Source organism: Methylocella sp. (assembly GCF_041905455.1).
Classification (GTDB): domain Bacteria; phylum Pseudomonadota; class Alphaproteobacteria; order Rhizobiales; family Beijerinckiaceae; genus Methylocapsa.
This window is the reverse complement of sequence record NZ_JAYRLA010000007.1, coordinates 1-24,532: the sequence shown is the minus strand read 5'-3', so window position 1 is coordinate 24,532 and position 24,532 is coordinate 1. Positions and strand designations below refer to the sequence as shown.

Annotated in this window: 27 protein-coding genes, 1 other RNA gene and 4 pseudogenes; 18 read left to right on the top strand and 14 right to left on the bottom strand. The window is 69.1% G+C overall.

The window, feature by feature from the left end:
* Window positions 1–3: 3 nt before the first annotated feature.
* The gene (locus ACE3OG_RS07545) at window positions 4–573 is read left to right on the top strand and encodes a nucleoside 2-deoxyribosyltransferase (protein WP_374307240.1); all 570 of its coding nucleotides are present in this window, start codon (window positions 4–6) and stop codon (window positions 571–573) included.
* Between the two features lie 21 nt (window positions 574–594).
* On the opposite strand, the gene pgk is transcribed toward ACE3OG_RS07545, so the two are convergent.
* Window positions 595–1,818 (bottom strand): phosphoglycerate kinase, encoded by a 1,224-nt coding sequence (gene pgk, locus ACE3OG_RS07540; protein ID WP_374307239.1) that lies wholly within the window; start codon window positions 1,816–1,818, stop codon window positions 595–597.
* A gap of 2 nt (window positions 1,819–1,820) precedes the next feature.
* Window positions 1,821–2,825: a type I glyceraldehyde-3-phosphate dehydrogenase gene (gene gap, locus ACE3OG_RS07535; RefSeq protein ID WP_374307237.1), complete on the bottom strand. Its 1,005-nt coding sequence runs from the start codon at window positions 2,823–2,825 to the stop codon at window positions 1,821–1,823.
* Window positions 2,826–3,163: 338 nt separating this feature from the next.
* Between gap and ACE3OG_RS07530 the strand changes: the two genes are divergently transcribed.
* From ACE3OG_RS07530 to ACE3OG_RS07465, 14 genes and pseudogenes are all read left to right on the top strand, one after another.
* The gene (locus ACE3OG_RS07530; RefSeq protein ID WP_374307235.1) at window positions 3,164–3,493 is read left to right on the top strand and encodes a DUF4164 domain-containing protein; all 330 of its coding nucleotides are present in this window, start codon (window positions 3,164–3,166) and stop codon (window positions 3,491–3,493) included.
* A gap of 54 nt (window positions 3,494–3,547) precedes the next feature.
* Window positions 3,548–3,913, top strand: coding sequence for a cell division protein ZapA (locus ACE3OG_RS07525; protein WP_374307233.1), 366 nt, complete (start codon window positions 3,548–3,550; stop codon window positions 3,911–3,913).
* Window positions 3,914–3,964: 51 nt separating this feature from the next.
* Window positions 3,965–4,119, top strand: a non-coding RNA gene (ssrS, locus tag ACE3OG_RS07520) — 6S RNA.
* 83 nt (window positions 4,120–4,202) lie between these two features.
* A complete protein-coding gene (locus ACE3OG_RS07515) occupies window positions 4,203–4,814 on the top strand; it encodes a 5-formyltetrahydrofolate cyclo-ligase (RefSeq protein ID WP_374307232.1) in 612 nt (203 codons plus the stop codon).
* A 10-nt stretch (window positions 4,815–4,824) separates the two neighbouring features.
* Window positions 4,825–5,640, top strand: a complete 816-nt coding sequence (locus ACE3OG_RS07510) for a TIGR00282 family metallophosphoesterase (protein ID WP_374307230.1) — start codon at window positions 4,825–4,827, stop codon at window positions 5,638–5,640.
* Between the two features lie 121 nt (window positions 5,641–5,761).
* A complete protein-coding gene (locus ACE3OG_RS07505) occupies window positions 5,762–7,867 on the top strand; it encodes a hypothetical protein (RefSeq protein WP_374307229.1) in 2,106 nt (701 codons plus the stop codon).
* Window positions 7,868–7,896: 29 nt separating this feature from the next.
* Window positions 7,897–8,547, top strand: a pseudogene (locus tag ACE3OG_RS07500) (cation diffusion facilitator family transporter); the annotation flags it as partial.
* A gap of 46 nt (window positions 8,548–8,593) precedes the next feature.
* A complete protein-coding gene (locus ACE3OG_RS07495) occupies window positions 8,594–8,806 on the top strand; it encodes a cation transporter dimerization domain-containing protein (protein WP_374307534.1) in 213 nt (70 codons plus the stop codon).
* Between the two features lie 111 nt (window positions 8,807–8,917).
* Window positions 8,918–9,433 carry a MarR family winged helix-turn-helix transcriptional regulator gene (locus ACE3OG_RS07490; RefSeq protein ID WP_374307227.1) on the top strand — a complete coding sequence of 172 codons (516 nt, stop codon included), beginning with the start codon at window positions 8,918–8,920 and terminating at the stop codon, window positions 9,431–9,433.
* Window positions 9,430–10,794 carry an MFS transporter gene (locus ACE3OG_RS07485; RefSeq protein ID WP_374307225.1) on the top strand — a complete coding sequence of 455 codons (1,365 nt, stop codon included), beginning with the start codon at window positions 9,430–9,432 and terminating at the stop codon, window positions 10,792–10,794. Before ACE3OG_RS07490 ends, ACE3OG_RS07485 begins: the two co-directional genes overlap by 4 nt.
* Window positions 10,795–10,957: 163 nt before the next feature.
* Window positions 10,958–11,401, top strand: a complete 444-nt coding sequence (locus ACE3OG_RS07480; RefSeq protein WP_374307224.1) for a hypothetical protein — start codon at window positions 10,958–10,960, stop codon at window positions 11,399–11,401.
* A 68-nt stretch (window positions 11,402–11,469) separates the two neighbouring features.
* Window positions 11,470–12,227, top strand: a pseudogene (locus ACE3OG_RS07475) (IS5 family transposase).
* Between the two features lie 221 nt (window positions 12,228–12,448).
* Window positions 12,449–13,384 (top strand): hypothetical protein, encoded by a 936-nt coding sequence (locus ACE3OG_RS07470; protein ID WP_374307222.1) that lies wholly within the window; start codon window positions 12,449–12,451, stop codon window positions 13,382–13,384.
* A gap of 136 nt (window positions 13,385–13,520) precedes the next feature.
* A pseudogene (locus tag ACE3OG_RS07465) lies at window positions 13,521–13,754 on the top strand (transposase); the annotation flags it as partial.
* 244 nt (window positions 13,755–13,998) lie between these two features.
* On the opposite strand, the pseudogene ACE3OG_RS07460 reads toward ACE3OG_RS07465, so the two are convergent.
* From ACE3OG_RS07460 to ACE3OG_RS07415, 10 genes and pseudogenes are all read right to left on the bottom strand, one after another.
* Window positions 13,999–14,832, bottom strand: a pseudogene (locus ACE3OG_RS07460) (TrbI/VirB10 family protein); the annotation flags it as partial.
* A 1,042-nt stretch (window positions 14,833–15,874) separates the two neighbouring features.
* Window positions 15,875–16,153, bottom strand: a complete 279-nt coding sequence (locus ACE3OG_RS07455; RefSeq protein ID WP_374307551.1) for a hypothetical protein — start codon at window positions 16,151–16,153, stop codon at window positions 15,875–15,877.
* Window positions 16,066–16,722 (bottom strand): hypothetical protein, encoded by a 657-nt coding sequence (locus ACE3OG_RS07450; RefSeq protein WP_374307532.1) that lies wholly within the window; start codon window positions 16,720–16,722, stop codon window positions 16,066–16,068. The genes ACE3OG_RS07455 and ACE3OG_RS07450 overlap by 88 nt, the downstream gene beginning before the upstream one ends.
* A complete protein-coding gene (locus ACE3OG_RS07445; RefSeq protein WP_374307220.1) occupies window positions 16,716–17,027 on the bottom strand; it encodes a hypothetical protein in 312 nt (103 codons plus the stop codon). The genes ACE3OG_RS07450 and ACE3OG_RS07445 overlap by 7 nt, the downstream gene beginning before the upstream one ends.
* Window positions 17,028–17,165: 138 nt before the next feature.
* Entirely contained in the window at window positions 17,166–17,414 is a 249-nt protein-coding gene (locus ACE3OG_RS07440; protein WP_374307218.1) for a terminase TerL endonuclease subunit, read from the bottom strand.
* Window positions 17,315–17,917 carry a hypothetical protein gene (locus tag ACE3OG_RS07435; protein WP_374307216.1) on the bottom strand — a complete coding sequence of 201 codons (603 nt, stop codon included), beginning with the start codon at window positions 17,915–17,917 and terminating at the stop codon, window positions 17,315–17,317. Before ACE3OG_RS07435 ends, ACE3OG_RS07440 begins: the two co-directional genes overlap by 100 nt.
* Before the next feature lie 12 nt (window positions 17,918–17,929).
* The gene (locus tag ACE3OG_RS07430) at window positions 17,930–18,574 is read right to left on the bottom strand and encodes a P27 family phage terminase small subunit (RefSeq protein ID WP_374307214.1); all 645 of its coding nucleotides are present in this window, start codon (window positions 18,572–18,574) and stop codon (window positions 17,930–17,932) included.
* A 3-nt stretch (window positions 18,575–18,577) separates the two neighbouring features.
* Complete coding sequence (locus ACE3OG_RS07425) at window positions 18,578–18,961, bottom strand: HNH endonuclease (protein WP_374307213.1); 384 nt, start codon at window positions 18,959–18,961, stop codon at window positions 18,578–18,580.
* Between the two features lie 90 nt (window positions 18,962–19,051).
* Entirely contained in the window at window positions 19,052–19,642 is a 591-nt protein-coding gene (locus tag ACE3OG_RS07420) for a transcription termination/antitermination protein NusG (RefSeq protein WP_374307211.1), read from the bottom strand.
* 312 nt (window positions 19,643–19,954) lie between these two features.
* Complete coding sequence (locus tag ACE3OG_RS07415) at window positions 19,955–21,568, bottom strand: primase-helicase family protein (RefSeq protein ID WP_374307209.1); 1,614 nt, start codon at window positions 21,566–21,568, stop codon at window positions 19,955–19,957.
* A gap of 77 nt (window positions 21,569–21,645) precedes the next feature.
* Here ACE3OG_RS07415 and ACE3OG_RS07410 point away from each other — a divergent pair, with 77 nt between their 5' ends.
* On the top strand, window positions 21,646–21,885 hold the full coding sequence (locus ACE3OG_RS07410) for a type II toxin-antitoxin system RelE/ParE family toxin (protein ID WP_374307207.1): 240 nt from the start codon (window positions 21,646–21,648) through the stop codon (window positions 21,883–21,885).
* Window positions 21,886–21,897: 12 nt separating this feature from the next.
* The gene (locus tag ACE3OG_RS07405; protein WP_374307205.1) at window positions 21,898–22,254 is read left to right on the top strand and encodes a helix-turn-helix domain-containing protein; all 357 of its coding nucleotides are present in this window, start codon (window positions 21,898–21,900) and stop codon (window positions 22,252–22,254) included.
* A 70-nt stretch (window positions 22,255–22,324) separates the two neighbouring features.
* Here the strand turns inward: ACE3OG_RS07405 and ACE3OG_RS07400 are convergent, their stop codons facing one another.
* Together ACE3OG_RS07400 and ACE3OG_RS07395 are read right to left on the bottom strand one after the other, a co-directional pair.
* Window positions 22,325–23,575 carry a DNA primase gene (locus ACE3OG_RS07400; RefSeq protein WP_374307203.1) on the bottom strand — a complete coding sequence of 417 codons (1,251 nt, stop codon included), beginning with the start codon at window positions 23,573–23,575 and terminating at the stop codon, window positions 22,325–22,327.
* Window positions 23,572–23,970 carry a helix-turn-helix domain-containing protein gene (locus ACE3OG_RS07395; RefSeq protein WP_374307201.1) on the bottom strand — a complete coding sequence of 133 codons (399 nt, stop codon included), beginning with the start codon at window positions 23,968–23,970 and terminating at the stop codon, window positions 23,572–23,574. The genes ACE3OG_RS07400 and ACE3OG_RS07395 overlap by 4 nt, the downstream gene beginning before the upstream one ends.
* A gap of 135 nt (window positions 23,971–24,105) precedes the next feature.
* On the opposite strand from ACE3OG_RS07395, the gene ACE3OG_RS07390 reads away from it, so the two are divergent.
* On the top strand, window positions 24,106–24,532 hold a 427-nt coding region (locus ACE3OG_RS07390), incomplete at its 3' end, for a hypothetical protein (RefSeq protein WP_374307199.1).

Sequence of the window (24,532 nt, the reverse complement as noted above, 5' to 3'; positions counted from 1 at the left end):
CCCATGGCCGACGCGCGCCCGAGGCTCTATCTCGCCGGTCCCGACATTTTCCTGCCGAACGCCGACGAGATCGCGCGGGCGAAGCGCGAGCTTTGCGCGCGCTTCGGCTTCGCGGCGCTGCATCCCTTCGACAATGAGCTTCACGCCGCCGCGCCGGACGCCGCGGCGCGCGTCTACCGCGCCAATCTCGCGCTGCTGCGCCGCGCCGACGGCGGAATCTTCAACCTGACGCCGTTCCGGAGCCTCAGCGCCGACGTCGGGACCGTGTTCGAGCTCGGCTTTCTCGCCGCGCTCGAAAGGCCCGTGTTCGGCTATGGCGCCTGCGCCTCGACCCTGCTCGAGCGGGCGCGCGCCGCGGACGCCTGCGCGCGTTTCGATGCGGACGATCGCTGCTGGCGCGACGGCGAGGGGCTGCGGATCGAGGACTTCGGGCGCGCCGACAATCTGATGATCGACGAATGCCTCGCCGCCTCGGGCGGTTTCGCGCGCAAGGCGGCGGACGACGAAAGCCACGACGATCTCGCGGGCTTCGCGCGCGCCCTCGAGGCGGCGCGCGCTCATTTTGGCCGCTAGAGGGGCGGCGCGCGACGCAACTTACGCGGCCTTCTGTGCGCGAAGGGCCTCGACGCCCGGCAGGATCTTGCCCTCGAGCCACTCGAGGAAGGCGCCGCCGGCGGTCGAGACATAGGTGAAGTCGTTGAAGGCGCTCGCCTGGTTGAGCGCGGCGATGGTGTCGCCGCCGCCGGCGATGGTCTCGAGCGACTTCGTCCTGGTCAGCACCGCCGCGACCTTGGCGATGGCCACCGTGCCGGTCTGGAACGGCGGCGTCTCGAAGGCGCCGACGGGGCCGTTCCACACCACCGTGCGCGCGGCGGCGAGCACGCCGACGAGCTTCGAGATGGTGCGCGGCCCGATGTCGAGGATCATGTCGTCGTCGCCGACCGAGTCGATGTCGACCGCGCGGCAGGAGGCGTTGGGCTCGAATCTGGTCGCGACGACGGCGTCGACGGGTAGGATCAGCTGGCAGTTGGCCTCGTCGGCGTCGGCCATGATCCTGCGCGCCGTCTCGGCGAGCTGGATCTCGCACAGCGACTTGCCGATCTTCTTGCCCGAGGCGGCGAGGAACGTGTTGGCCATGCCGCCGCCGATGAACAGGAACTCGACCTTGCGCATGAGGTTGCCGAGCAGCTCGAGCTTGGTCGAGACCTTGGCCCCGCCGACGATCGCCGCCATCGGCCGCTCGGGGTGGGCGAGCATGCCGGTCAGCATCTCCAGCTCGCGCTGCATGGTGCGGCCGGCGTAGGCCGGCAGCTTGCGCGCGATGCCCTCCGTCGAGGCGTGCGCGCGGTGCGAGGTCGAGAAGGCGTCGTTGACGTAGATGTCGCCGAGCTCGGCGAGCTCATTGACGAAGGTCGGGTCGTTCTTCGTCTCGCCGGGATGGAAGCGGGTGTTCTCGAGCAGCAGGATCTCGCCGTTGCGCAGCGCCGAGACGGCCGACTTGGCGACCGGTCCGACGCAGTCGGAGGCGAAATAGACCATCTGCCCCAGTTCATGCTCGAGGGCGACGGCGACCGATTTCAGCGAGGTCTCCGCCTCCGGCCCGTTCTTCGGCCGGCCGAGATGGGACAGGATGATGACCTTCGCCCCTTTTTGCGAAATCTCGCGGATGTTGGCGAGCACGCGGTCGATGCGGGTGAGGTCGGTGATCCGGCCGTTCTCCATCGGCACGTTCAGATCGACCCTGACGAGCACGCGCTTGTTGGTCAGGATCGCGTCGTCGATCGTCGGAAAGGGAGAAGCTTGGCCGGATCTCGTCATCTTTAAAGTTTCCCCATGGCGGCGGCGGTGTCGACCATCCTGTTCGAGAAGCCCCATTCATTGTCATACCATGAGACGACGCGCGCGAGCGTCCCGTCGATGACGCGGGTCTGGTCGATGTGGAACACCGAGGAATGGGGGTCGTGGTTGAAGTCGGAGGACACGTTCGGGCTCTCGGTGTAGGCGAGGATTCCCTTGAGGGGGCCGTCGGCGGCCGCCTTGATCGCTTCGGCGATCTCCTCCTTCGTCGTCGGCCGCCTGGCGATGAACTTGAGGTCGACCACCGAGACGTTCGGCGTCGGCACGCGGATCGCCGAGCCGTCGAGCTTGCCGTCGAGCTCGGGCAGCACGAGGCCGACCGCCTTGGCCGCGCCGGTCGTCGTCGGGATCATCGACAGCGCCGCCGCGCGGGCGCGGTAGAGGTCCTTGTGGAAGGTGTCGAGCGTCGGCTGGTCGCCGGTGTAGGAATGGATCGTCGTCATGAAGCCGCGCTCGACGCCGATCGCGTCGTTGAGGACCTTGGCGACGGGGGCGAGGCAGTTCGTGGTGCAGGAGGCGTTGGAGACGACGAGATGCTCGGCCTTGAGCTTGTCGTGGTTGACGCCGTAGACGACGGTGAGGTCGGCCTTTTCGCCCGGCGCCGAGATCAGCACGCGCCTGGCGCCGGCCGCAAGATGCGCGGCGGCCTTGTCGCGCGCGGTGAACAGGCCGGTGCATTCGAGCGCGACGTCGACGCCGAGCTCCTTGTGCGGCAGCTGCGCGGGATCGCGCACCGCCGTGACCTTGATCGGGCCCATGCCGACGTCGATCGCGTCGCCCTCGACCTTGACGACCCCGGGGAAGCGTCCGTGCACGGAATCGAAGCGCAGGAGATGGGCGTTCGTCTCGACGGAGCCGAGATCGTTGATCGCGACGACCTCGACGTCGGCGCGCCCGGATTCGGCGATCGCCCGCAGGACGTTGCGCCCGATTCGGCCAAAACCGTTGATCGCGACTCTAACCGGCATCCCGTGCTCCTTTTCGCCGGCGCCGTCGAGCGCGGCCCGGTCCCTCGTTTCGATGGCAGGCGTGGTGATATGTCCCGTAGACGGGGGGGCCGTCAACGCCGCAAAAGCGATTATCGGGCCGCGTGGAATTGACGCGCTCGCGGCCCGTCGCGCCGGCTGGCGGGCCGACGTCGCAATTTTCGTCTCGTGGTTGCGCCGCGCGCGCGAAGCGCGCAAATATTGAGCGCGATTGGCGATTTCTTCGCGCGCCGCGCGCTGAGGGAAATTTCGGACGCCTGCGGCGGACGGACGCTAAGATCGCGCGGGATCGGCGCATGCGCGCGGCGGGGGCGGATGAGTTGAACAGTTGGGAGAATTTTTCGCCGCCGCAAGGGTCGCCGCCGGCGCCGCCGCGCGTCGAGGACGCCCTGCGGCGGCTCTCGACGGCGCTGGAGAAGCTCGAGGCGGCGGTCGGGCGAAGGGTCAAGGCCGACGCGCTGCGCGCCGACCTCGAGGAGGAGCTCGCCGTGCTCCAGGACGACCGCTCGCGCCTCGGCGTCGAGCTCGACGCCGCGCTCGCCCGGGCGGCGAGCGTCGAGGCCGCCGTCGAGGACGTTGCGCGAAAAGTGCATGGCGCCGGCGCGGCGATCCGCGACGTGCTCGCCGAGGTCGAGGCGCAAGCGCCCTGACGCAGTTTTGGCCGCCGGCGCCGTCGGCGCGCGGCAGGTGGGCAGGAGGAAGCGATGGCCCAGGTCGCGATGCAGATCGCCGGACGCGTCTACCGCGTCGCGTGCGGGGAGGGCGAGGAGGCTCATCTTGGCGACCTCGCCGGGATCGTCGACGGCAAGATAGCCTATATGCGCGAGAAATTCGGCGAGATGGGCGACCAGAAGCTCACCGTGATGGCCGCGGTGACCCTCGCCGACGAGCTTTTCGAGGAGCGCCGGCGCGTCGAGGCGCTTGAAGCCGCGCTCGCGGCGCTGCGCCGCGAGGCCGCCGCCGCCCAGGGCGGCCGCGAGGAATGGGTCGAGCGCGTCGTCGCCGCCGTCGGCGAGGCGAGCCGGCGCATCGAGGAGGCCGCCCTCGAGCTCACCGGACGGGACGACTGAATTTTCATGCCCCCGCTGGCGTTTTCGCGCGCGCGCGCCTAAATTCAGCCGGCGGAGCTGCGGGGCTCGTGCTGGATCACATACCCCGGGGCCTTATCGATCTCAAAGGGAGCTGTCCCTGACCCGGCCCGTGGGCCGGGACACACGGCGCCCACCTACGTTGTAGGTTCCCGGGATCGATATCCCACGGCTTTTGCGGCCCCGCGCCTTGTCCCGCCCGCAAATTCTTCTCGCTCGCAAGTCCTTCTCACTCCCAAGTCCTTCTCACCCGCAAGCCCTTCTCGCCCGCATGACCTCAGCAGACGCCGGTCCCGTTCCCTCCAAGGCCGACTTGCGCGCTCAGGCGCTCGCCCGCCGGCGCGAGACGCAGGTCGACGCGGACGCCTTCGCCGCCCACCTCGCGCAGGCCGGCGCCGCGCTCGTCGAAAAATTCAGGCCCGGCGTCGTCTCGGCCTATTTCTCCCTGCGCGACGAGGCCTCGACGGCGCTGCTCCTCGAGCGGCTCGCCGCCGACGGGGCGCGGACGGCGCTGCCGATCACCGGCCGGCGCGGGACGCCGCTCGTCTTCCGCCTGTGGCGGCCGGGCGACCCGCTCGTCGAAGGCAAAATGGGCATCGCCGAGCCCGCGTCCGAGGCGCCGGAAGTCGCGCCCGACCTTCTGTTCGTGCCGCTCGCCGCCTTCGACCGCGCCGGCCACCGCATCGGCTATGGCGCGGGCTTCTACGACCGCACGCTCGCCGGGCTGCGCGCCGTCAAGCCGATCGTCGCCGTCGGCGTCGCCTACGCCAGCCAGGAGGCGGCGAAGATTCCTCACGAAGACCACGACGAGCCGCTCGACTTCGTGCTGACGGAGAAGGAGCTGATCGCCTGCCGCCCGTCTCCTCCGGCCTCCGCCGCCTGAAGGACTCTCGATGCGCCTTCTCTTCATCGGCGACGTGGTCGGCAAGGCCGGCCGCGCCGTCGTCCTCGCCGAACTGCCGAAGCTGCGCGCCGCCTACGCGCTCGACTTCGTCGTGGTCAACGGCGAGAACGCCGCCGGCGGCTTCGGAATCACCGAGGCGATCTGCGACGATCTCCTCAACGCCGGCGCCGATTGCGTCACGCTCGGCAACCACGCCTTCGACCAGCGCGAGGCGCTCGTCTTCATCGAGCGCCAGCCGCGTCTGATTCGGCCAGCTAATTATCCGAAAGGGACGCCCGGGCGCGGCGCGAACCTGATCGAGAGCGCCTCGGGCGCGCGCGTCCTCGTCGTCAACCTGCTCGGGCGCGTCTTCCTCGACGCGCTCGACGACCCCTTCGCGACGATCGAGCGCGAGCTCGCCGCCTGCCCGCTCGGGACGGCGTGCGACGCGGCGGTGATCGACTTCCACGCCGAGGCGACGAGCGAGAAGCAGGCCTTCGCCTGGTTCGTCGACGGACGCGCCTCGCTCGTCGTCGGCACGCACACCCATGTCCCGACCGCCGACGCGCGGATCCTGCCGGGGGGCGCCGCCTACATGAGCGACGCCGGCATGACCGGAGACTATGATTCGGTCATCGGCATGGAGAAGGACGAGCCGGTGCGCCGCTTCACGACCAGGCTGCCGACGAGCCGCTTCGAGCCGGCCTCCGGCCCCGCGACGCTGTGCGGCGTCGCCGTTGAGACGAACGCGCAGGGGCTCGCCGTGAAGGTCGCGCCGGTCAGGATCGGCGGCGCGCTCGCGCCGGCGCGTCCGGATTTCTGGTGAGCCGCGCGAAAAAATTTGACCGCATTCGACGCTTAAACTGTCGCGGCGCGCGGCGCCGTCGGCATAATCGGCCCGGCGCGCCAGGCGAGAGCCCGAGCGCGGCCTGCAGGCTGGAGCGCCGATGAACCAGTTCAACCTCGCCTTCGATCCGCTGCTGCCCTGGCCGGTCCTCGCCGGCTTCTGCGCGCTGGCGATCGTCGTCGTCACGGCCTTCCTTGTCCAGCGTCGGCGCGGCGCCTTCTTGCGGGCGCTCGGCCTCGCCCTGCTGCTCGGCGCCCTCGCCGGCCCCTCGCTGGTGCGCGAGGACCGCGAGCCGCTGAAGGACGTCGCGGCGATCGTCGTCGACGAGAGCGGCAGCCAGACCCTCGCCGAGCGGCCGGAGCAGACGCGCAAGGCGCTCGAGAAGCTGCGCGCCGCGCTCGACGGGCTTGGCGGCGTCGAGACGCGGGTGATCGAGGCGGGACGCTCGGGCGCCTCGGCGCAGGACGGCACGCGGCTGTTCGCCGGGCTCGCCGAGGGGCTCGCCGACGTGCCGGCCGAGCGGTTAGGGGCGGTGTTCATGATCACCGACGGCGTCGTCCACGACGCGCCCGCCGACGCCGACGCCGCGGCGGCGCTCGGCCTGCGCGCGCCCCTTCACGCGCTGATCAGCGGCCATGAGGGCGAGCGCGACCGGCGCATCGAGCTCGTCGAGGCGCCGCGCTTCGGCATCGTCGGCAAGGACCAGACCATCGAGCTCAAGGTGCTCGACACGGCCGGCGGCGGCCCGGTCGCGGTCAAGGTGCGCCGCGACGGCGCTTCGGTGGCGACGCTCGCCGCGACGCCCGGCCAGCTTTTGCGCGCGCCCGTGCGCATCGACCACGGCGGCCCGAACGTCGTCGAGATCGAGGTCGAGGCCGCGCCCGACGAGCTGACCCTCGTCAACAACAAGGCCGTCGTGACCATCGAGGGCGTGCGCGACAAGCTCAAGGTGCTGCTCGTCTCCGGCGAGCCGCACTCGGGCGAGCGCATGTGGCGCAACCTCCTGAAGTCGGACGCCAACGTCGATCTCGTGCATTTCACCATCCTGCGCCCGCCGGAGAAGCAGGACGGCACGCCGATCAACGAGCTGTCCCTGATCGCCTTCCCGACCGCCGACCTGTTCGGGCGCAAGATCAAGGACTTCGACCTCATCGTCTTCGACCGCTACTCGAACCAGAGCGTGCTGCCGCTCGTCTATTTCGAGAATATCGTGCGCTATGTGCGCGAAGGGGGCGCCCTGATGCTCGCCGCCGGGCCCGATTTCTCCGGGCCGGAGGGGCTCTATTTCTCGCCGCTCGGGCGCATCGCCCCGGCGCGGCCGGACGGGCGGCTCACCGAGAAGCCGTTCCGCGCCGTCGTGTCGAAGGACGGCGAGAAGCACCCCGTCACGCGCGGTCTGCCCGGCGCCGACCAGAGCCCGCCCGCATGGGGCGAATGGTTCCGCCAGGTCGACGCCGAGGCGACGCGCGGCTTCAACGTGCTGAACGGGGCGAACGACAAGCCGCTGCTCGTGCTCTCGCGCGAGGGCAAGGGCCGCGTCGCGCTGCTGCTCACCGACCAGATGTGGCTCTGGGCGCGCGGCTACGACGGCGGCGGGCCGCACCTCGACCTCCTGCGCCGCCTCGCGCACTGGCTGATGAAGGAGCCCGAGCTCGAGGAGGAGGCGCTGCGCGCCGTCGCTCATGGCGCGACGATCGACGTCGAGCGCCAGAGCCTCAAGGCGGAGGCGGCGCCGGCGACCGTGACCTCGCCGTCCGGCGCGCAGAGCGTCCTTGCGCTCGCCCCGGCCGAGCCCGGCCTGTCGCGCGCGAGCTTTCCGGCGCGCGAGGAGGGGCTCTACAAGGTCAGCGACGGAACCCTCTCCGCGCTCGCCGTCGTCGGTCCGCCGAACCCGCGCGAGTTCCAGGAGGTGGTCTCGACGCTCGACAGGCTGCGTCCGGCCGCGGACGCCTCGGGCGGCTCGGTGCGCCGCGTCGGCGTCCCGGGCGGGGAGGAGGTCGCCCTGCCGCGCGTCGTCTCGATGCGCGAAAGCCCGGTCTACGCCGGCCCGGACTATGTCGCCGTGCGGCGCAACGGCGCGAGCGAGGTGAGGAGCGTCGGCTCGACGCAGCTCGCCCTCGGCTTCCTCGGGCTCGCCGCGCTGCTCGCCGGCGTCGTCGCGCCCTGGCTCTATGAAGGTCGCGCCGGGGCGCGGGCGCAAGGGTGACGGCCCCCGACGAGACGGGCGCGGGTCGAATGGGCGACGTGAAGTTCATTTCGGCCGCGAGCCTTGCGGTCAGCCTGGTCGTCCTCGCCGTCAAATTTCTGGCCTTCCGGCTCACCGGCGGCGTCGCGCTCTATTCGGACGCGCTCGAAAGCCTCGTCAACGTCGCGACCGCGCTCGTCGCCATCGTCGCGGTCCGTTTCGCGGCGCGTCCGCCCGACCCCAGCCATCTCTATGGCCACGCCAAGGCCGAATATCTCTCGGCCGCGGTCATCGGCGCGCTCATCGTCCTCGCCGCGCTCGCCATCCTGCGCGAGGCCTATGACGGCTGGCTCGATCCCAAACCCCTCGACGCGCCGGCGCTCGGGATCGCCGTCGGCGTCTTCGCCACGGCGCTCAACGCGGCGTGGAGCTATGCGCTGATCCGCGCCGGCCGGACGAAGCGCTCGGCGACGCTCGAGGCGGACGGGCGCCATCTGATGTCCGACGTCGTGACCTCGGCCGGCGTGCTCGCCGGCGTCGCGCTCGTCGCGCTCACCGGCTTCCTGCGCCTCGACGCGATCATCGCCGCGCTCGTCGCGCTGAGCGTGTTGTGGAGCGGGCTGCATGTGCTGCGCGAGAACGCCGGCGCGCTGATGGACGAGGCTCCGCCCGCCGCCGGGATGGAGAAGATCGACGCGGCGCTCGCCGCGGCGTTGCAGGCCGGCGGCGCCGGCGTCGTCGAGGCGCATGATTTGCGCGCGCCGCGCCGGCGGCGTCCTGTTCGTCGATCTGCATCTGGTCATGAACGGGGAGACGAGCGTCGCGCGCGCCCACGCGCTCTGCGACAAGATCGAGGCGGCCGCCGCCGCCGAGCCCGGCGCGCAGACGCTGATCCACGTCGAGCCCGAGAACGAGGCGAAGGGGACGGGCCGCGGGCGCGTCGTCTACAGGGCGGGATGAGAGCCCGCCAGGACGGGCGCAGCTTCCGGGATCGATGATTCGCCCGCATACGCTTGCATTGGTCGATTATCAGCATATGCTGACGATCGCTGAACCAGGCGGGAGCGGGGCGTGACGAAATCGAAGCCGGATCGGGGCGAGGTCAGGGCGAGTCCGTGCAACTGCACCGCGCTGCGCAAGGCGACGCGCCGCGTCTCGCAGCTTTACGACGCCGCCATGGCCCCGGCCGGCCTGAAGACCACCCAGCGGGCGATTCTGGGCCAGATCAACCGCTCGGCGCCGGCGACCGTCGGCGCGCTCGCGCAGGCGCTCGTCATGGATCCGGGAGCGCTGGCCCATTCGCTCAAGCCGCTCGAGCGCGACGGCTTCGTCGAGGCCGCCGTCGATCCCGCCGACCGTCGCAACAGGCTGATCGGCCTGACCGCGTCAGGCCGGGCGAAGCTCGCCGAGACCGAGGCGCTGTGGGCCCGCGCCCAGGCGGGATTCGAAGCCGCGTTCGGCAAGGAGCGAACCGACGCGCTGGGCGAGGCGCTGCGCTTTCTCGTCCAGGACGAATTCGCGGAAGCCTTCGCCCAAGCCTTCGCGAAAGCCTCGCCGCGCGCCGGCGGGAAGGACGTCCGTCCATGAGCTCCGTCCGCGACCCGCGCGCGGCGTCGGGGATCGCGCGGCTCTTCGCCCACTTCGGCGTCCATTACGGATGGGTCGTCGCCGCCTCGACCTTCCTCGTCATGCTGGCGACCGCCGGCGCGCTCGGTTCGGCCGGCGTCCTGATCGGACCTCTGCAGGCCGAGTTCGGCTGGACCAACGCCGAGATCTCGGCGGCGCTCGCCGTGCGGTTCGCGCTGTTCGGCCTCATGGGTCCGTTCGCGGCCGCGCTGATGAACCGCTTCGGCGTGCGGCAGGTGGCGCTGACCGCGCTATCCATGATCTTCGGCGGTCTTTTCCTGTCCTTCTTCATGACGGCGACCTGGCAGCTCATGCTGCTTTGGGGCGTCGTCGTCGGAACGGGAGCCGGCATGACGGCCCTTGTCCTCGGCGCGACCGTCGCGACGCGCTGGTTCGGCAAGCGGCGCGGCCTCGTGGTCGGGCTGATGACGGCGAGCACCGCGACGGGACAGCTCGTGTTTCTGCCGATGCTGGCGAGCCTGTCGTCGAGCTTCGGCTGGCGGCAGGCGCTCGCCTTCGTCCTCGCGATGCTGGCCCTCGCCTTCGCGCTCGCCGCGCTCCTTATGAGGAACTATCCGGCCGACGTGAGCCTGCCTCCCTACGGCGAGGCGGCGATCGTCCCGCCGCCGGCGGAGGGGCAGGGGCTCGCCGCGCTCCTGACGAGCCCGCTCGCAGCGCTGCGCGAGGCCTCGCGCACGCGCGCCTTCTGGGTGCTGTTCCTCACCTTCTTCATCTGCGGCCTCAGCACCAACGGCCTCATCCAGACGCATTGGGTCAGCCTCTGCGGCGACTTCGGCGTCGTTCCGGTCGGCGCGGCCGGCATGCTCGCGGCCATCGGCGTGTTCGACTTCTTCGGCACGATCCTGTCCGGCTGGCTGTCCGACCGCTTCGACAACCGCTGGCTCCTGTTCTGCTTCTACGGGCTGCGCGGCCTTTCGCTGCTTTATCTGCCGTTCTCGGATTTCAACGTCGTCGCGCTTTCCGCTTTCGCGGTGATCTACGGGCTCGACTGGGTGGCCACCGTTCCCCCGACCGTGAAACTCGCCGCGGACCGCTTCGGCCGCGAGCGCGCGCCGCTGGTGTTCGGCTGGATCTTCACCGGCCATCAGCTTGGCGCTGCGACCGCCGCCTTCGGCGCCGGGGCGACGCGCACCGAATTTGGAACCTATCTGCCCGCCCTGTTCGTCGCGGGAGGCTTCTGCCTCCTCGCCGCCGCGCTGGCCATGACCTTGGGCGGCTCCGCGCGCCCGGGGAGGGGGCCCCGGCGACGGCCTGACGCCCTGCGCGCCGAGGCGGGGAAGACGGCGCGCTCGGCGAGCTGACGCGCCCGCCCGTCCGGCTTCCAACCAGTGCGGGAGCTCGCTAGGGCGAGGATGGGCGCCTTCGTCTTTCCCGGCCAGCGATCGGACCGGCCGCTGTCGTCAGCGGCGATGGAGATGCTGCTGCGGCGCATGGGCGAGGACGAGGCGAAAAACACGAAAACGCTTGAAGCGGGAACCGACAAAACTGACGAAACCCTCCGGCGTCACCGTTCACGGCTTCCGCTCGTCGTTCCGCGACTGGGCCGGCAACGAGACGCATTTCGCGCGCGAGCTCGCGGAAGCCGCCCTCGCCCATGTGATCGGCGACAAGGCCGAGCAGAGCTATCGCCGCTCCGACGCGCTCGAGAAGCGCCGCGCTTTGATGGAGGCGTGGGCGGCTGTGCCGGCGCGTCGCTCAGCTCGAGGGCTGGGTCGACCGGATCGCCGACGGCGGGGCGACGTGAACGAAGTCAAGCATAAGGGTCAGTTTGCCATTTTGCGCAAACTCACATTTCGCCCCTCATTTGCGGTCAAAAAAATAACATCCCTGCCACGCCCAAGCTTACGAGCGGCTTTCGCCAGAATGACGGGCGGGGAAAAATCTTTCGTCATGGCCCCGCCAAGTTAGGTCTCGTGGACTCTTGAGCTTCCGTTGCAGCGAAGCTTGTGATTCAAGGCTGTTTTTTGGAGGCGGCCTTGAGCGTTTTGGATCGGCTTGTCCTGAGCGACGGCCAGTGGGAGCGGATTTCACCGCATATCATCGGCGACGAGCGCACGCGCGGCTCGTCGGGCGAAGACAATCGGATGTTCGTCGAGGCGGCGCTTTGGATCGTGCGCACGGGCTCGCCCTGGCGCGATCTTCCCGAAGTCTTCGCCGAATGGAACAGCGTGTTCCGCCGCTTCAGCCGCTGGAGCGCCAAGGGTGTTTGGCGGCGCATTTTCGCGGCGATGTCGGATGACCCGGACTTTGACTATCTGATCGTCGATGCGACTATCATCCGCGCCCGCCAGCACGCCTCGGGCGCAAAAAAGGGGCTCAGGATCAAGCCCCAGATCAAGCCCCAGATCAAGCCCTTGGACGTTCCCGCGGCGGCCTGAGCGCGAAAATCCACATGGCCGCGCGCGGGCTTGGCTTGCCGGTCCGCTTCGCGCTCACCGGCGGCCAGCGAGGCGACTCGCCGCAGGCCGAAGCGCTGATCGCCGACCTGCCCGCCAAGGTCGTCATGGCCGACGCCGCCTACGACAGCGACCGGCTGCGCGCCGTCATTGCGAACACTCCCTCGCGCGCAAGAAAACATCCCGTCGATCGGGCGCTCTACGTCGAGCGCCATGTCATCGAATGCCGCTTATCAAAGCTCAAGCAGTTCCGCCGCGTCGCCACCCGCTTCGAGAAGACGGCGAAAAACTACCTCGCCGTCGTCACCCTCGCCGCCATCGTCCTATGGCTCAGATAAATGTCCACGAGACCTAGGGGTTGCGGCCTCTCGCTGCGAAAAATCGCCTCGTCGTCAATCTGCGAGGCTCGCCACAGACCCTGGAGCACGCCGCCAGCCTATCGTCGCCAGCCGGTCAAGGAATAGGCGCGATGCTTTCGGCGCCGCCGGTTATGGATTCTTCCACGTTATTAGGGAATAATTCTCGACAGCGGGCGCAGCCCATATGGCGAGAGGTTTCCTTGCGCGGACGACCGTCCTTTGGCCTCCCTGCGCGCGCGGCGTTCGTCGCGGCCTTCCTCGCCAGCGTCGCGCCGTCGCACGCCGGGCAGGACGGCGTGCGCGATGACGCCGAGGACGCGGCCCGTCCGCTCGAAACCAAGAATATTTTCGGCTTCACCTCAGGAACCGACATCGGCCCCGCCCAGGATCGCGAACTCGAGTTCGAAACCAATCTCGCCTTCGGCAAGCGCACGGGCGCCTACGCCTTCGGTTCGCAGGCCGCGACGCTCGAAGTCAATCCGACCGACTGGGTCGAGATCGACACCGGGCTTGTCGGGAGCTTCCACCGCATTTCCGGCGTCGAGGGCCTCGACGACAGCCGCGGCGCGACGCTCGGCGGCGTCGAGACGAAATTCAGCTTCGTGCTCGTCCACCGGAGCCCGCGGACGCCGTTCGGCGTCACCCTTTCGATCGAGCCGGAGTGGTCGCGCGTCGACGAGAGCGGGCGCGCCGGCTGGTCCTTCGGCGCCGAGACGCGCTTCATCGTCGACGCCGAGCTCATTCCGGAAAAGCTCTACGCCGCCGCCAATCTGATCTACGCGCCGGAATTCTCCTCCGCGCCCGAACAGGGTCGCGTCGAGCGGACATCCAGCCTCGGCTTCGCCGCGGCGCTCGCCTGGGCGTTCGACGAGCCGTTCCGCTTTGGCGCGAAGCAGGTCGTGCTCGGCGCCGAGGTCGGCTATCTTCGCGCCTATGACCAGTTGGCGCCCGCCGATTTTCTCGGCCGCGCGCTTTATGTCGGCCCGACCGCCTATATCCATTTCAACGACAAGCTGTTTCTCGCCGCGGCCTTCTCTACGCAGGTCGCCGGCGCTGCGACGGGCGTCGGCCGCACGCTCGATCTCGTCAATTTCTCGCGCAGTCGGGCGAAGATGACGATCGGCGTCGAATTCTGAAATTCCCGGCGGCCAATGCCCGGCTCCGCTTCTGCCGACGCGCTCAAAGTCGCTGTATCGGAAGCGACGAGCCAGCTGAACGCTCGATTCGTAATCGCACGCCCGAGAGGCGTCGTCTGCGCGCCGGGAGGTAGAAATGGAGCCGCGCGGCGTGCCGCGGGTCGATGATCGACGGGTGCTGAACGGCGTCCTCTGGCGCTTTCGGACGGGATCGCCCTGGGCGGAGATTGCGGAGCGCTACAGTCCGCCGACGACCTGCCGCAATCGCTTTGTCCGCTGGCGCAAGGCGGGCGTCTGGGACCGGCTTCTCGAAGCGGTTTCCACAGCTTACGACGGCGACATCGTGATGATCGACTCGACCTGCGTTCAGACGCTTGAGGCGGCCGACGACATCGAGCCCGCTGAGAAGGCGAAACTGCTGGACGAACTGAGACGCGCCGCATGGTCGCGCGAGAAGCCGGCCGAAATGGACGAGCGCCAGGGCGAAGGGGTTTTCTTCGCATGGGGCGACGAAGTGCGGCGCCTTGGCCCCAACGGGAGCCTGATTGAAGGTCACGATCCTTTCGGCGTCGCAGACATCAAGCGTCTGCGGAGCTTGCCTGCGTGGGCGGCCCCTATGGGCGTGGCGGCGTTTCGCGCGCATGGAATCCTCCGTGGTTCGCTGCTGGATTCCGGGCGGCTGGAAGCCCCGGAATTAGGCGAAGCATGGAGGGGGATCGGCGGCGCGTAGCGTGCCGCATTTGCGCTGCTGTGCTGGCGGCACCCCTGTCGCTCTCGTTGCCCGAATACCCGGCTTCCGAGCCAACGCTTAGGATGGTCGAGAGCAGCGCGGCCTTGAACAATTCGCCCCAATGATAATCGACGCCATCCTCAAGCCCGGCATAGCCCTGGCTGTCCGCGCCCGGCTGCCGCTCCAGCACGATAGAGCGGCCATTCGGGAAAATGAGGCGATTCCAGATGAGCAGCACGCGCCGCTGGCCGAACTGCACGTTGTTGTCATACTGGCCGATGATCCGCGTCCCCTGTGGGACAAGCAGGATGCGGCCGGTCGGACTGTCATAGACCGGCTCCGTCACCTGGGCGGTGATCTGGCCGGGCAAGTCGGAGCGGATGCCGGTGATGAGCGCGGCCGGGATCACGGCCCCGGCCTGGAGCACGAAGGGCGATGCGGGAGCCGTGACGCGATCCGCCGATGTGGTGCGGCGATCGACGGGCGCATTGAGGAAAGCAAGCTGCTTGTCCTGCGCGGTCTGCTGGCCGGGCTGCCCTGTGAGGCCGGCGAGGTCGAGGCCGGTAAGCCCCGGCGTGGACGTGCCGGGCGGACTCGCGGTGCGCGCCTCGGTCTGGAAGAACACGCGGCTGGTGCGCGCGGATTCTGCCTCGGCGAGCCGGCGTTCCTCGGCGCGATCCACGGCCGGCGCGGTGATCGTCGGCGGAACAACCGGCTGCCTGCTCGATCAAGGCGCGGCAGGGCGAAACCGGTTGCAAGGGCCGTGCAATCCCGATGGACAAGCTCGACCGCATGGTGGTGACACACCTTGAGGAACGGTTGCTTGACCCCGAACGAATCGAAGACGTGCTTGCTTCGCTTCTGGACCGCCGGCAGGAAGGCGTCGAGCGGCACAGCCAGCATATCGGGGAATTGCGCCAGCGCGCCACCGAGGCCGACCACCGCCTCAATCGCCTTTATGACGCCATCGAGGCGGGATCGCTCGACCCGGCCGAATCCGCTCTTTCCGAGCGCATTGCCGGCCTCACGGCGATTCGGGAGCAGGCGCGAGCCGACGCGGCCCGGATCGAAGCGATGCTCAAAACCTCGACACACAATGCCCTGACAGGCGCGGCCGTGCGCGAGCTTGCCACGGAAGGTGTCGCAGACGTCGAGGATTCCGGCGCTGAGAAGGGGCCCGCGAAGCTGCGCGATGATCGTCTTGCGAATCGCAGCGACGGGATTTGGCAACGCGACGATGAAGTCGTCGATCCACGGATCGAGCCCGGAGGAATTCGACACGCGGATTTGCAGGACCGATCCGGCCGTGTCGGAAAGCGCCGTCACGGGCGCCGGGCCGACCTCCCCCGCCGCATATTCGATCTGCTGGCGCGGCGCGAGCTTGTAGCCTGACGTCGGATCGCCGCCGACGTCGTTGATCCAGATGGACGCCACGTCGCTGTTGTTGATGAAGGTCAGGGCGGAGCGCGCGGCGTCGAACGGCAGCACGCGCGCCGAGGCCGTGGAGAGCGTGGCGAATTTCGAGTAGGCATAGCGCGCCGCCGCCGTCGCGCCCGCCTCGAGCGTCGCGAGCCGCGTCTCGGACGAGCCGAGGCGCGCGTCGGCGTCCTGAAACACCTTGATGATCTCGCCCTTGTCGGGGTCGTTCGGCCCCGACGCGGGGACGCCGTCGAGCGCGCTCGATCGCCACGCCGTTCTGGCGAGCGTCAATGTCGATCCCATGATCGCTCCAATGTCGTAAGATTTGAGGGGTCGTGAGGTCAGAAGGCTTCGACGAACGACACGCTCGGCGAGGCGAATTTCCAGAGGTCGAGGTCGAGCGACATGCCGTCGTCTTTCTCGAGCCGGCAGAGACAGGCCGGATCGTCGAAATCGAGCCGCGCCATCAGCGGCTGCGCCTCGCGCAGCCATGGCCGGATGACGATCTCGGCGAGGCCGTCGCCCGTCGGCGTCACGGCGACGACGCGATGCAGCCGCCGGCCGAGCGAGAAATGCTGTCCCGCCTCCGGGCCGCGCCCGAACTTCCAGCCGACCTGCAAAGCCGTCGCATTGGCCGCGGCGACCTCGACGAGGACGATCTGGCTCGCGTAGCCGACGAATTCGGAGCCGTCGTCATGTGGCGTCCCGTCGCTGTAGGGCAGACGAGATCGCCCGCCCGGCGAGCGCGACCAGTCGTAAGCGGGAACGAGGATCGTCCCCGCGCGCCCGTCGAGCGCGCCCTCGATCGCGCGCCACGCGAGGATTTGCTGGCGCGTGCGGACACGACGACGCCGCGCGGCGACTTGCAGGCCCAGCCGCCCTCGACGCGGATCGCGACCGTCGCGCCTTCCGTCGCCTCGACGACGCCGACGTCGCCCGGCTGCGGATCGGAAGTCTCCTCGACGTCATTCGCCGCGAGCTGGCGCGCGACAAGGGCGAGCAGGCCGCGATTGAGGATGAGGACGTCCTGCGCCTGGCATGACCGGCGGTAGGTTCCGCGGAATTCCGCGGCTGGATCGAAGCCGCGACGGGCGAAAACCCAATCGGCGCCGAACAGCGCGCAGTCGCATTCGCCCCAGGCGAACGGACGCGCCGCGGCGGCCGAGAGATAGTCGGAAAGCGTCACCATGCCGGCCATGGGGTTGATTTGAAGGGGATCGCCGAGAGCATCGCCAGGCCGAAATCGCCGGGGAAGAGCCCGCGCTGCGACGAGTCGGAGAGCCAGCCGTAGGGCGGTTTTCCGCGCCGCGTGAACAGTGTCTCGGCGGTGACCTCGACGGTCGCCGTCTGCTGCCGGACCGTCGCCTTGATCGTGTCCATGGTCCCGCACCAGAAGGCGAGCGGCGAGCCGATCGGCGACCATGCGTCGTCGAAAAACTGGACGTAGAGTCGGACGAGACGCCGGCGAGGTTCGGGCCAAACAGCGCCTCCCATGCGCCCGGATCGCCGAGCGGGATCGGCGCGGCCGTCTCGGCCTTGATGACCGCAGGCGGCCCGCGCATCGCCCCGAGTTGCTCTGGCGTGAGATGGCGAATGGGTTCGACCGGCTCCGCACGCTTACGGCGCCAGCGATCAAACATCGAGGACGCCTGAGCGGATCATGTCGCCGCCCTCGTCCGAGATCGCGGCGGCGAGCGCGATGATCGCCGCGACGATTCCGTCGATCTTCTCGCGCGACCTCTGCTTGTCGGGAACGAAATTCATGTTGCGGTCGAACCTGATCAGCGCGTTTCCGGCCATCCAGCGCAGCACCGGATGACCCCCGTGGTCGAGCAGTTTCGCGAAGACGAGGCGCTCAAACTCCGCCGTCGCCTCGCCCATCGACTGGACGCCCTGTCGCACCTTAACGAAGCGCTCTTCGCCTGCTTCTCGTCACGGGCGAACACAAATCCCTGGCCGCCAACGACGCCCTCGACGGCCCAGAAGAGGAGGCCGAGGGCGGCCAGGAACTCGCTCTTGCCGTTCTTGCGCGGGACCCACAGCATGAGCCGGCGAAAGAGCCGCACATGGACCAGCATGCCCGCGCCGGTCGCCGAATCGAGCACCTCGATCGGCGCCTTCCAGCCGACGAGCAGCCGAACGACACACTCCTGCCATGCCGAAAGGTGGAACGGCTGGCCGGCGAAGCGGTCCTCCGTCAGGCGAAACACCTGCGGCCAGAGCGCGACGACGGCGTCGGCCTTGGCAGCGTCGTACCATGCGCCCGGGACCGCGGCCGCGCGGCGCCAGGCGGTGCGGACCCAGGCCCAGCCGCGCTCGTCGGCGGCGCGGACGATCCAGGCGGGCTCCGGCCAGAGCAGGCGGGCGGGGGCGGCTACGGACATGCGGGGCGCGGTCTACTGCAGACGGCCGGGCGCCGGCGAATCGAGCTGGTCGAGGACGCCGACGACGTCCTGCGCGGGCGGCGCGGTTTCGGGCTGGGGCGAAGGCTGATCGGCCGCGGCGCCTGCCACCGGGCGCACGGACTGACCGGCGAACAGGCCGCCCATCGGCAGCGCAGCCTGCTGGCCGAGCAGCTGCATCTGGTCGAGCGGCGTCAGGCCGAAGCGGCGCGCCATCTCGAGGATGATCTTCTGCGCGGTATCGCGCCGGTCGACGCTAGGATTCACGCGGGGCATGAGGTCGCCAGAGACGGTTTTCACGTTGCGGCTGTAGCCGTTGTCGAGGATGTCCTGCTGCGCCGCTGCGAACTCGGCCGAGTAGACGCAGAAGATCGCGAAGGTGTGCCGGTCGAGCTCGCCGAACAGGTTGAGCTTGGCGAGCCTGGGCGTGTAGTCGCGCCAGACGCCGAGCGCCGGGGCGCAGCGTGGATCGAGCAGCAACGCCGGCGGCGCCAGGCGGTCGCCCGATTCGGCCGGGGCCGACGCGAGCAGCGCGGCCAACTTCTCGGCCTGCTCGATCTGGCGCTCGACCTTCGTGCGCCGCTTCCCGGGGAAGCCCTGCGCTTTCTGGTCGTCCGGGTTGGCTTTGCGTCGGCCCATGGCTCAAAAAAAGATTTCCGAGGATTTCGCGGGATTTTCTTCGGTGTTTGGATGCCGGTCTCGGGCGTGCTGACCCCAGGGTTTCCGCACCCCCCGGGCCTCCTCGCGCTGGGCGTCGACGTCGTGGCACGGCGCGCAGAGCGCCTCCCAATTCGCCTCGTCCCAAAACAGCGCCGCGTCGCCGCGATGCGCTACGCGATGGTGCACGACGCTCGCCGCCGTCACGCGGCCCTTCGCTTCACACCATGCGCACAGCGGATGCGCCGCGAGGAACACCAGACGCGCTTTACGCCAGCGCGCGTCGTATCCGCGCTCATGCGCCGATCCGCGCAGCCTGTCCGCGTCGCGGCGCTGTTCGCGCGGCGTCGGCCGATGCGCCGGCTGCATGGTTTTCGGTCGTTTCATGATGGCATGAAAAAGCCCGGACGCTCATGGCTCCGGGCGCAGGTCGCGGCCACAAGCCGCCCTTCGCGGCGATCAGCTGGCCTTGCGGCTCCCCGTCGCCCGGGCCGGTCCGATATCGATACGATACGGCGAAGACCGGTGTCCTGTCGCGGACGATGGGCCGATGTTGATCAATCCGTCAAGCGGAATTTTGACGATCGTCGGCTGATTGAACAGTTTGACCACAACTTCGATGCGCCGATCGCCGAGCGCAGACGTACAGACGCCCTCAAAGCCGGCAAACGCGCCAGACGCGATGCGTACTTTCGAGCCGGGGCCGATCGCCTCTGTTTCGCGAAGGGCGAACGCGCCGCCCGCCATCGCCGCACGTAGGCCTTCGATGATCGACGCCTCGACAGGCAAAGGACGGTCGTCATTCGACAGCACCGCCAGCACGCCGTCCGCCTCGCGAAAGGCGAGCCATGTGCAAACAGGCGCCATACCGACGAACAGGTAGCGCGGGAACACCAGCCGATCGGCCGAGAAGCGCCGCCCACGCCTCTGCCGCGTCACCCGCATGACTGGCGCGAACGTCTTGAAGCCGACGCGCTCCAGCGCCTTGGCCGCCCGCCTCTCCGCCTTCGCCGCCGTGTAGGCCACATACCAGATCGTCGCCTCGCTCATGTCGCCCCGCCGTAAACCTTGAAAAACAACACGCTGCCCAACCTGCCCAACCTCTTTTCAGACTATTGAAAAGGTTGGGCGCACATTTCCGCTGATACATCAAACAGTTGCCCAACCTGCCCAACCTGCCCAACCTAAAAACGACATCAGAACCATCGCCAGCCTGTTGACGCCGCCAGGCGCAAGCCGCCGTTCACGCGCGAGGAAAAAGGTTGGGCAGGTTGGGCAGGTTGGGCATATCTTTGAAATATCGTATTATTTTCGCGCCCAACCTTTCCGCTACGCCGCAAAAAGGTTGGGCAGGTTGGGCGCTCAGAAGCGCGCATCCTCATCGACTGGAGGGGCAACGCCTCCTTCGCCCCCCTGATCGCTTTCCTCTTCGCCGAATTCGCCCCATGGCACGTCCTGCCCGACCAGCGCGCAGAACAGACTGCGGCATTCCGCCAGCGGCGGCAGAGCAAAGCCGCGCACGCGTCTCGGCTCCGATCCGCCGCTGGGCAGATCGACATAGACAGTGATCTTTTTGTTGATCAGGCCGGGCACGAGCTTTCGCATTCGCATGCCGAAGCTTGTGGACTCAGCCTTCCGGCGCACGCCGATCTTTTCGGCCATGTGAACAAAATCGTCGAAAAGGGTGTCGACCGGGACGCGCCGACGCCACTCGCCCCCGCGTCGGGTTGGCGCGCCGTCGCACAATCGCTCGAACCACCAGCTCGTCACTGGATCCATCGAGCGGATTTTCTGCTCGAGAAGCGCGCCGGTTTTCGGAATCACGCGAAGGTTCGGCGCTCCCGCAGCGTCGAGATCGAAGGCGAGTAGATCAGCTAGCAGCGCCTCGCGCCCGCCGGCGCCCAACTGCGCGTCCATCTCGGCAAAATATTCGTGGTTCTGCGCGGCGTGCGGGGCGACGTCGAGGACGCAGAAGCGCCGTTCGTCCATGCCCGCCGGAACGACCCAGTCCTCGTTAGAGGAGAAGAGCAGCCGCACGTAATTGTCGAGGCGGATCGGATCGACGCCCTTGGCCTCGATCATCTGTTTTGGCGCAGTGACAAGGCCTTTGAGCCGGCCCTCCGCCGCCTTGTCGCCGGCCCAGAAGCCTTCGTCGACCTGCAGCAAGAGGCACGAAGCCATATGCGCGTTGAACTGCCCCGTGACATAACGCGGATCGTCGACCAGGAAGTAATGGCTCGCGAACAGCGAGCCGACGACCTCGCCGACCTTGGTCTTGCCCGTGCCCATCTTGCCGCGCAGGCACAGCGCCGTGCCGACGCGCTCGCGCGGGCGCTGGACCATATGTGCGAGCCATGCCCAAACCCAGGCGAAGACTTCGCGATCGCCATTGCAGATGTTAGTTTTCAGATGGTCTAGGAAAACCGCATAGCGCTTCGCGCGCTCCTCCGGCGGCTCGGCGCTCGGTGCGACCGAGAAGCCCCGCCACAAATTGAAATAACCGGGCGTTCCCGGCGCGTTTCCGGGATCGGGGAAGAATTCGACGCCGTCATAAGTGCGTCGATGCTTCGAGTTGAGCCAGGTCGGCGCCCATTTGACGTAGGAAATCTTTTCGGTCCATTCGCCGTCCTCGCCGCGGACGCGCCGTCGCAGCTTATACACTTTGTTGAAATGGTAGGATCGGAAGGCATCAAGGCCGAGGATCCTGATGCGGTCCTCGGCGGGCCCATCGTGACGCTCGCGCAGGATGACGGCGCGCGAGCCCATGAGCACGAAGGCGAATTCACGGTTCATGACGTCGACGAGGCCGCCCGCGCCGTCATCCCCCTCGCCGCCGGCCGGAGGCTCGGGCGGGGGCGGCTCGTCGGGCGGGGGCGGCGCGCCGCCTTCCGCCTGCGCCGACAGCGCGGCCTTCGGCCGAAATTCGAGGATTTCCGCGCCCTCGACGGCGGCGACGATTTCGGACGGATCGCTCATGCTGCTCGAGCCTTCTTATATCGCATATTGCGATAAATAGGCTTGCAATTAATATCGCGATATGAGATAGTCCATTCATGAAAACGGTATCGCTCACTCGCTCCGCCGCCGCCGACCTCCGCGCTCACCGCGCCGACGCCAAGCGCATCGTCGCCAAGATCGAGCGCTACGCGCAGACCGGCGCCGGCGACGCGACGCAGCTCGTCGGCTCCTCGGCGTGGCGACTGCGGGTCGGCGACTACCGCGTCATTTTCGAGCCGACGGAAACCGAGATCGTCGTCACCAAGATCGCCCCGCGAGGCGAGGTCTATCGCTGAAAGGAGAGGCCCATGGCCCAGACCATCACCACCCCAGGCGGCGAGATGCTCGTCGTCCTGCCGCTCGACGAGTTTGAGGCGCTGCGCGACGCCGCCGATCACGCCAAGGCGATGGCCGCGCTCGCGCGCGGCGACGAAGAGCGTCTTTCGCCCGCGGAGGCGCTGGAGCTCGCCGAGGCGGCGACGCCGCTCGCCTTCTGGCGACGCAAGCGCGGCCTCACGCAAGCGGCGCTGGCCGAGCGCGCCGGCGCGTCGCAGGGCGCGATCGCCGACATGGAGCGCGGCGCGCGGGTCGGAACCGTCGGCGTGCTGAAGCGCGTCGCGGCGGCGCTCGACGTGCGGATCGAGGATCTCGTCGTCGAGGAGTGAGGCCGGCGCTGCGGCGATCTGCGTCGCGGCGCTCATGCGTCGGCCGCCGGCCATTGAATTTCCGCCGCCATCACGCCGCCCTCCACATGTCGTTAAAATCGCGCCCCGGCTTCGCCATGGCGAGGCGCACCGCCTCGAACTCAGGCCGGGCGCGCATGAAGCGCCTCGCCGCACGCTCGAGCGCGAGGCGCGTGAACACGGGCTCGCTGTCGCCGTCGCCGAGCAGCCAGAGCTCGCGCACGCTCGCCGGAACCGGAATGACCGGATCGCCGTCATCCTCCGCCGGCTCGGCCGAGGGCACGAACACCGGCCGCGCGACGCCGTTTTTGTCGGGCCGCGTCAAGGTCGGGTGCCGCACCCGACCTGCGGCGCGCCCGGCAAGATTGCCGAGGCTGACCGCGGCGCGGAACTCGGCGCGCTCGAGCAGCGTCGAGCCGGCGGCCTCGAGCGCGCAGAAGACCGCGAGCGTGGTCTCGTTCCCCTCGCCGAGGAACAGCCGCGTCGGCGCGAACCAATCGCCAGGAAAACCGACATGCAGGCAGGCAGGCCGCAGCAGGATCGAGCCGCCGCGCACCGAGCCGCGCACTTTTTTGGCCGGCGCGAGCTCGCCCGTCTTCGGGTCGGCGACCAGCGCCTTGCCGCCGGGTTGCGAAAGATCGATCCATGTCCGATGGACGCCGGCGAATCTGCCGTCGGGCCCCTCGATCGCCGCAACCATGGCCGGTCCGCGGTGTAGGACGCGCCCGCCGTGCTCCGGCGGCCTGTCCCACAGCGGCGCTTCGGGCTCATAGCGCAGCCGCGCGCCCGGCGGCGCGACGAGGCCGCGCAGGGCGAGATAGGCTTCGGCCTGCGTCCCGGCGAGCGGGAGCGCCTTCGACCAGATTTCGTGCGCCGATTTGCGCTCGCGCTCGCGGAACCGCGCCTGGCTGGCCGCGGCGTCCGTTCGCCGCCGCTCCTCCTCGCGGCGCATGCGCTCGGCGCGCGCGGCGAAGTCCCGCTTTTCGGCGTCGGAGAGCGCGCGCCCGTCCGGCCGCGGCTCGCCGAGCACGGTCTCGCACGCGGCCAGGAAATCCGAGCCGTCGATGTGCTGCGCCAGCGCGATGGCGTCGCCGCCGCTCGAGGAGGCGCGGCACACCCAGACGTCCTTGCGCACATTGACCGCGAAGCGGTCGCGGCCGCCGCAGCCCGGGCACGGCGCGCCGCGATCGCCGATGAGCGCCTTCGTCCAGAGTCCCCGTCGCTCGAGCTCGGCGCGCACGCCGACGGCGCGGGCCCGGCCGATCCAGTCGTCGAGATTCGTTTTCCAGCGGCCGCCGCTCATTCGGCGGCCTCGGTGAGCGTGATCCTGTCGGCCTCGATGGCGTAATATCCGGCGAGCGGCCTGACGATCCTCAGCCCCAAGCGCGCAAGCCACGGCCGCAATTGGCACATATGGACGTAGAGCGTCCGGGGCGCGTTTTCAGGCCCTCCCGCCGCGTCGTCGCCCCACATCGTCTCGATGGACTCCTTGACCGATAGCGCCGCGGGGCCGGCCAACGCCAGGACCAACCGGAATTTCGTCGGCGGCAGCTCGATCAGGCGGCCGTCGCGCACCATCATGTTGAGCCGCGTCGAAAGCACGACGTCGCCGGGCGCCGCCGCGCGGGCGCGCTCGACGAGGGCGAAGAGATCAAAGCTCCCGACGATGTAGGCCGGCGGCGTTCCGCGGCGCGTCATGGCGTCGCCCCCAATCGACAGGCTTCGGGCGCTCCCGACGGGGCGCGTCCGGGGAAGGGCGCGGCGGCTGTTGTCGAGCCGGCCGCCGCGCCCGAGAAGCCCGCGCCGGAGAAGACGGGCAAGGCGCTGCGCGAGGTGCTCGAGGTCGCCTCGACCGATGCCTTCCGGGCGTCGGTGCTCAACCGGCCCGACCTCGCGTTGACGATCGCCGTGGCGGCGCTCGGGCCGGTCTATTCAAGCGGCGCCTCGCCCTGCGTCTCCCTTTCGGGCGGCGTCAGCCCCTTTGCCGGACGCGATGCGGCGAGCGGCCTTCTGCGGGCGATTGAGAGCGAGGGATTCGACCAGGCGCTGCCAATCGTCGCCGCCGCGCCGCTCGCCGATCTCACGGTCGCCTTCTGCGAGATCGTCGCCATGTCGATCTCGACCCGCGACCCGTATGGACGAGCGAGTCGAGGTTTCCGCGCCGGGCGACGAGGCCGCATGGGAGTGGGCCATCGTCGAGATTTTCGGCCATCGCAAGCACGCCGGGCGCACGCGCGAAGAGGAGCGCTTCGGCGCGAAA

Bases quoted from the DNA above. Each gene is read 5' to 3' on its own strand.
- ACE3OG_RS07545 (WP_374307240.1), top strand. From the start codon at position 4: ATGGCCGACGCGCGCCCGAGGCTCTATCTCGCCGGTCCCGACATTTTC.
- pgk (WP_374307239.1), bottom strand. From the start codon at position 1,818: ATGACGAGATCCGGCCAAGCTTCTCCCTTTCCGACGATCGACGACGCG.
- gap (WP_374307237.1), bottom strand. From the start codon at position 2,825: ATGCCGGTTAGAGTCGCGATCAACGGTTTTGGCCGAATCGGGCGCAAC.
- ACE3OG_RS07525 (WP_374307233.1), top strand. From the start codon at position 3,548: ATGGCCCAGGTCGCGATGCAGATCGCCGGACGCGTCTACCGCGTCGCG.
- ACE3OG_RS07515 (WP_374307232.1), top strand. From the start codon at position 4,203: ATGACCTCAGCAGACGCCGGTCCCGTTCCCTCCAAGGCCGACTTGCGC.
- ACE3OG_RS07510 (WP_374307230.1), top strand. From the start codon at position 4,825: ATGCGCCTTCTCTTCATCGGCGACGTGGTCGGCAAGGCCGGCCGCGCC.
- ACE3OG_RS07505 (WP_374307229.1), top strand. From the start codon at position 5,762: ATGAACCAGTTCAACCTCGCCTTCGATCCGCTGCTGCCCTGGCCGGTC.
- ACE3OG_RS07495 (WP_374307534.1), top strand. From the start codon at position 8,594: ATGATTTGCGCGCGCCGCGCCGGCGGCGTCCTGTTCGTCGATCTGCAT.
- ACE3OG_RS07485 (WP_374307225.1), top strand. From the start codon at position 9,430: ATGAGCTCCGTCCGCGACCCGCGCGCGGCGTCGGGGATCGCGCGGCTC.
- ACE3OG_RS07450 (WP_374307532.1), bottom strand. From the start codon at position 16,722: ATGGTGACGCTTTCCGACTATCTCTCGGCCGCCGCGGCGCGTCCGTTC.
- ACE3OG_RS07445 (WP_374307220.1), bottom strand. From the start codon at position 17,027: ATGGGAGGCGCTGTTTGGCCCGAACCTCGCCGGCGTCTCGTCCGACTC.
- ACE3OG_RS07440 (WP_374307218.1), bottom strand. From the start codon at position 17,414: ATGGGCGAGGCGACGGCGGAGTTTGAGCGCCTCGTCTTCGCGAAACTG.
- ACE3OG_RS07435 (WP_374307216.1), bottom strand. From the start codon at position 17,917: ATGTCCGTAGCCGCCCCCGCCCGCCTGCTCTGGCCGGAGCCCGCCTGG.
- ACE3OG_RS07430 (WP_374307214.1), bottom strand. From the start codon at position 18,574: ATGGGCCGACGCAAAGCCAACCCGGACGACCAGAAAGCGCAGGGCTTC.
- ACE3OG_RS07425 (WP_374307213.1), bottom strand. From the start codon at position 18,961: ATGCAGCCGGCGCATCGGCCGACGCCGCGCGAACAGCGCCGCGACGCG.
- ACE3OG_RS07420 (WP_374307211.1), bottom strand. From the start codon at position 19,642: ATGAGCGAGGCGACGATCTGGTATGTGGCCTACACGGCGGCGAAGGCG.
- ACE3OG_RS07415 (WP_374307209.1), bottom strand. From the start codon at position 21,568: ATGAGCGATCCGTCCGAAATCGTCGCCGCCGTCGAGGGCGCGGAAATC.
- ACE3OG_RS07410 (WP_374307207.1), top strand. From the start codon at position 21,646: ATGAAAACGGTATCGCTCACTCGCTCCGCCGCCGCCGACCTCCGCGCT.
- ACE3OG_RS07405 (WP_374307205.1), top strand. From the start codon at position 21,898: ATGGCCCAGACCATCACCACCCCAGGCGGCGAGATGCTCGTCGTCCTG.
- ACE3OG_RS07400 (WP_374307203.1), bottom strand. From the start codon at position 23,575: ATGAGCGGCGGCCGCTGGAAAACGAATCTCGACGACTGGATCGGCCGG.
- ACE3OG_RS07395 (WP_374307201.1), bottom strand. From the start codon at position 23,970: ATGACGCGCCGCGGAACGCCGCCGGCCTACATCGTCGGGAGCTTTGAT.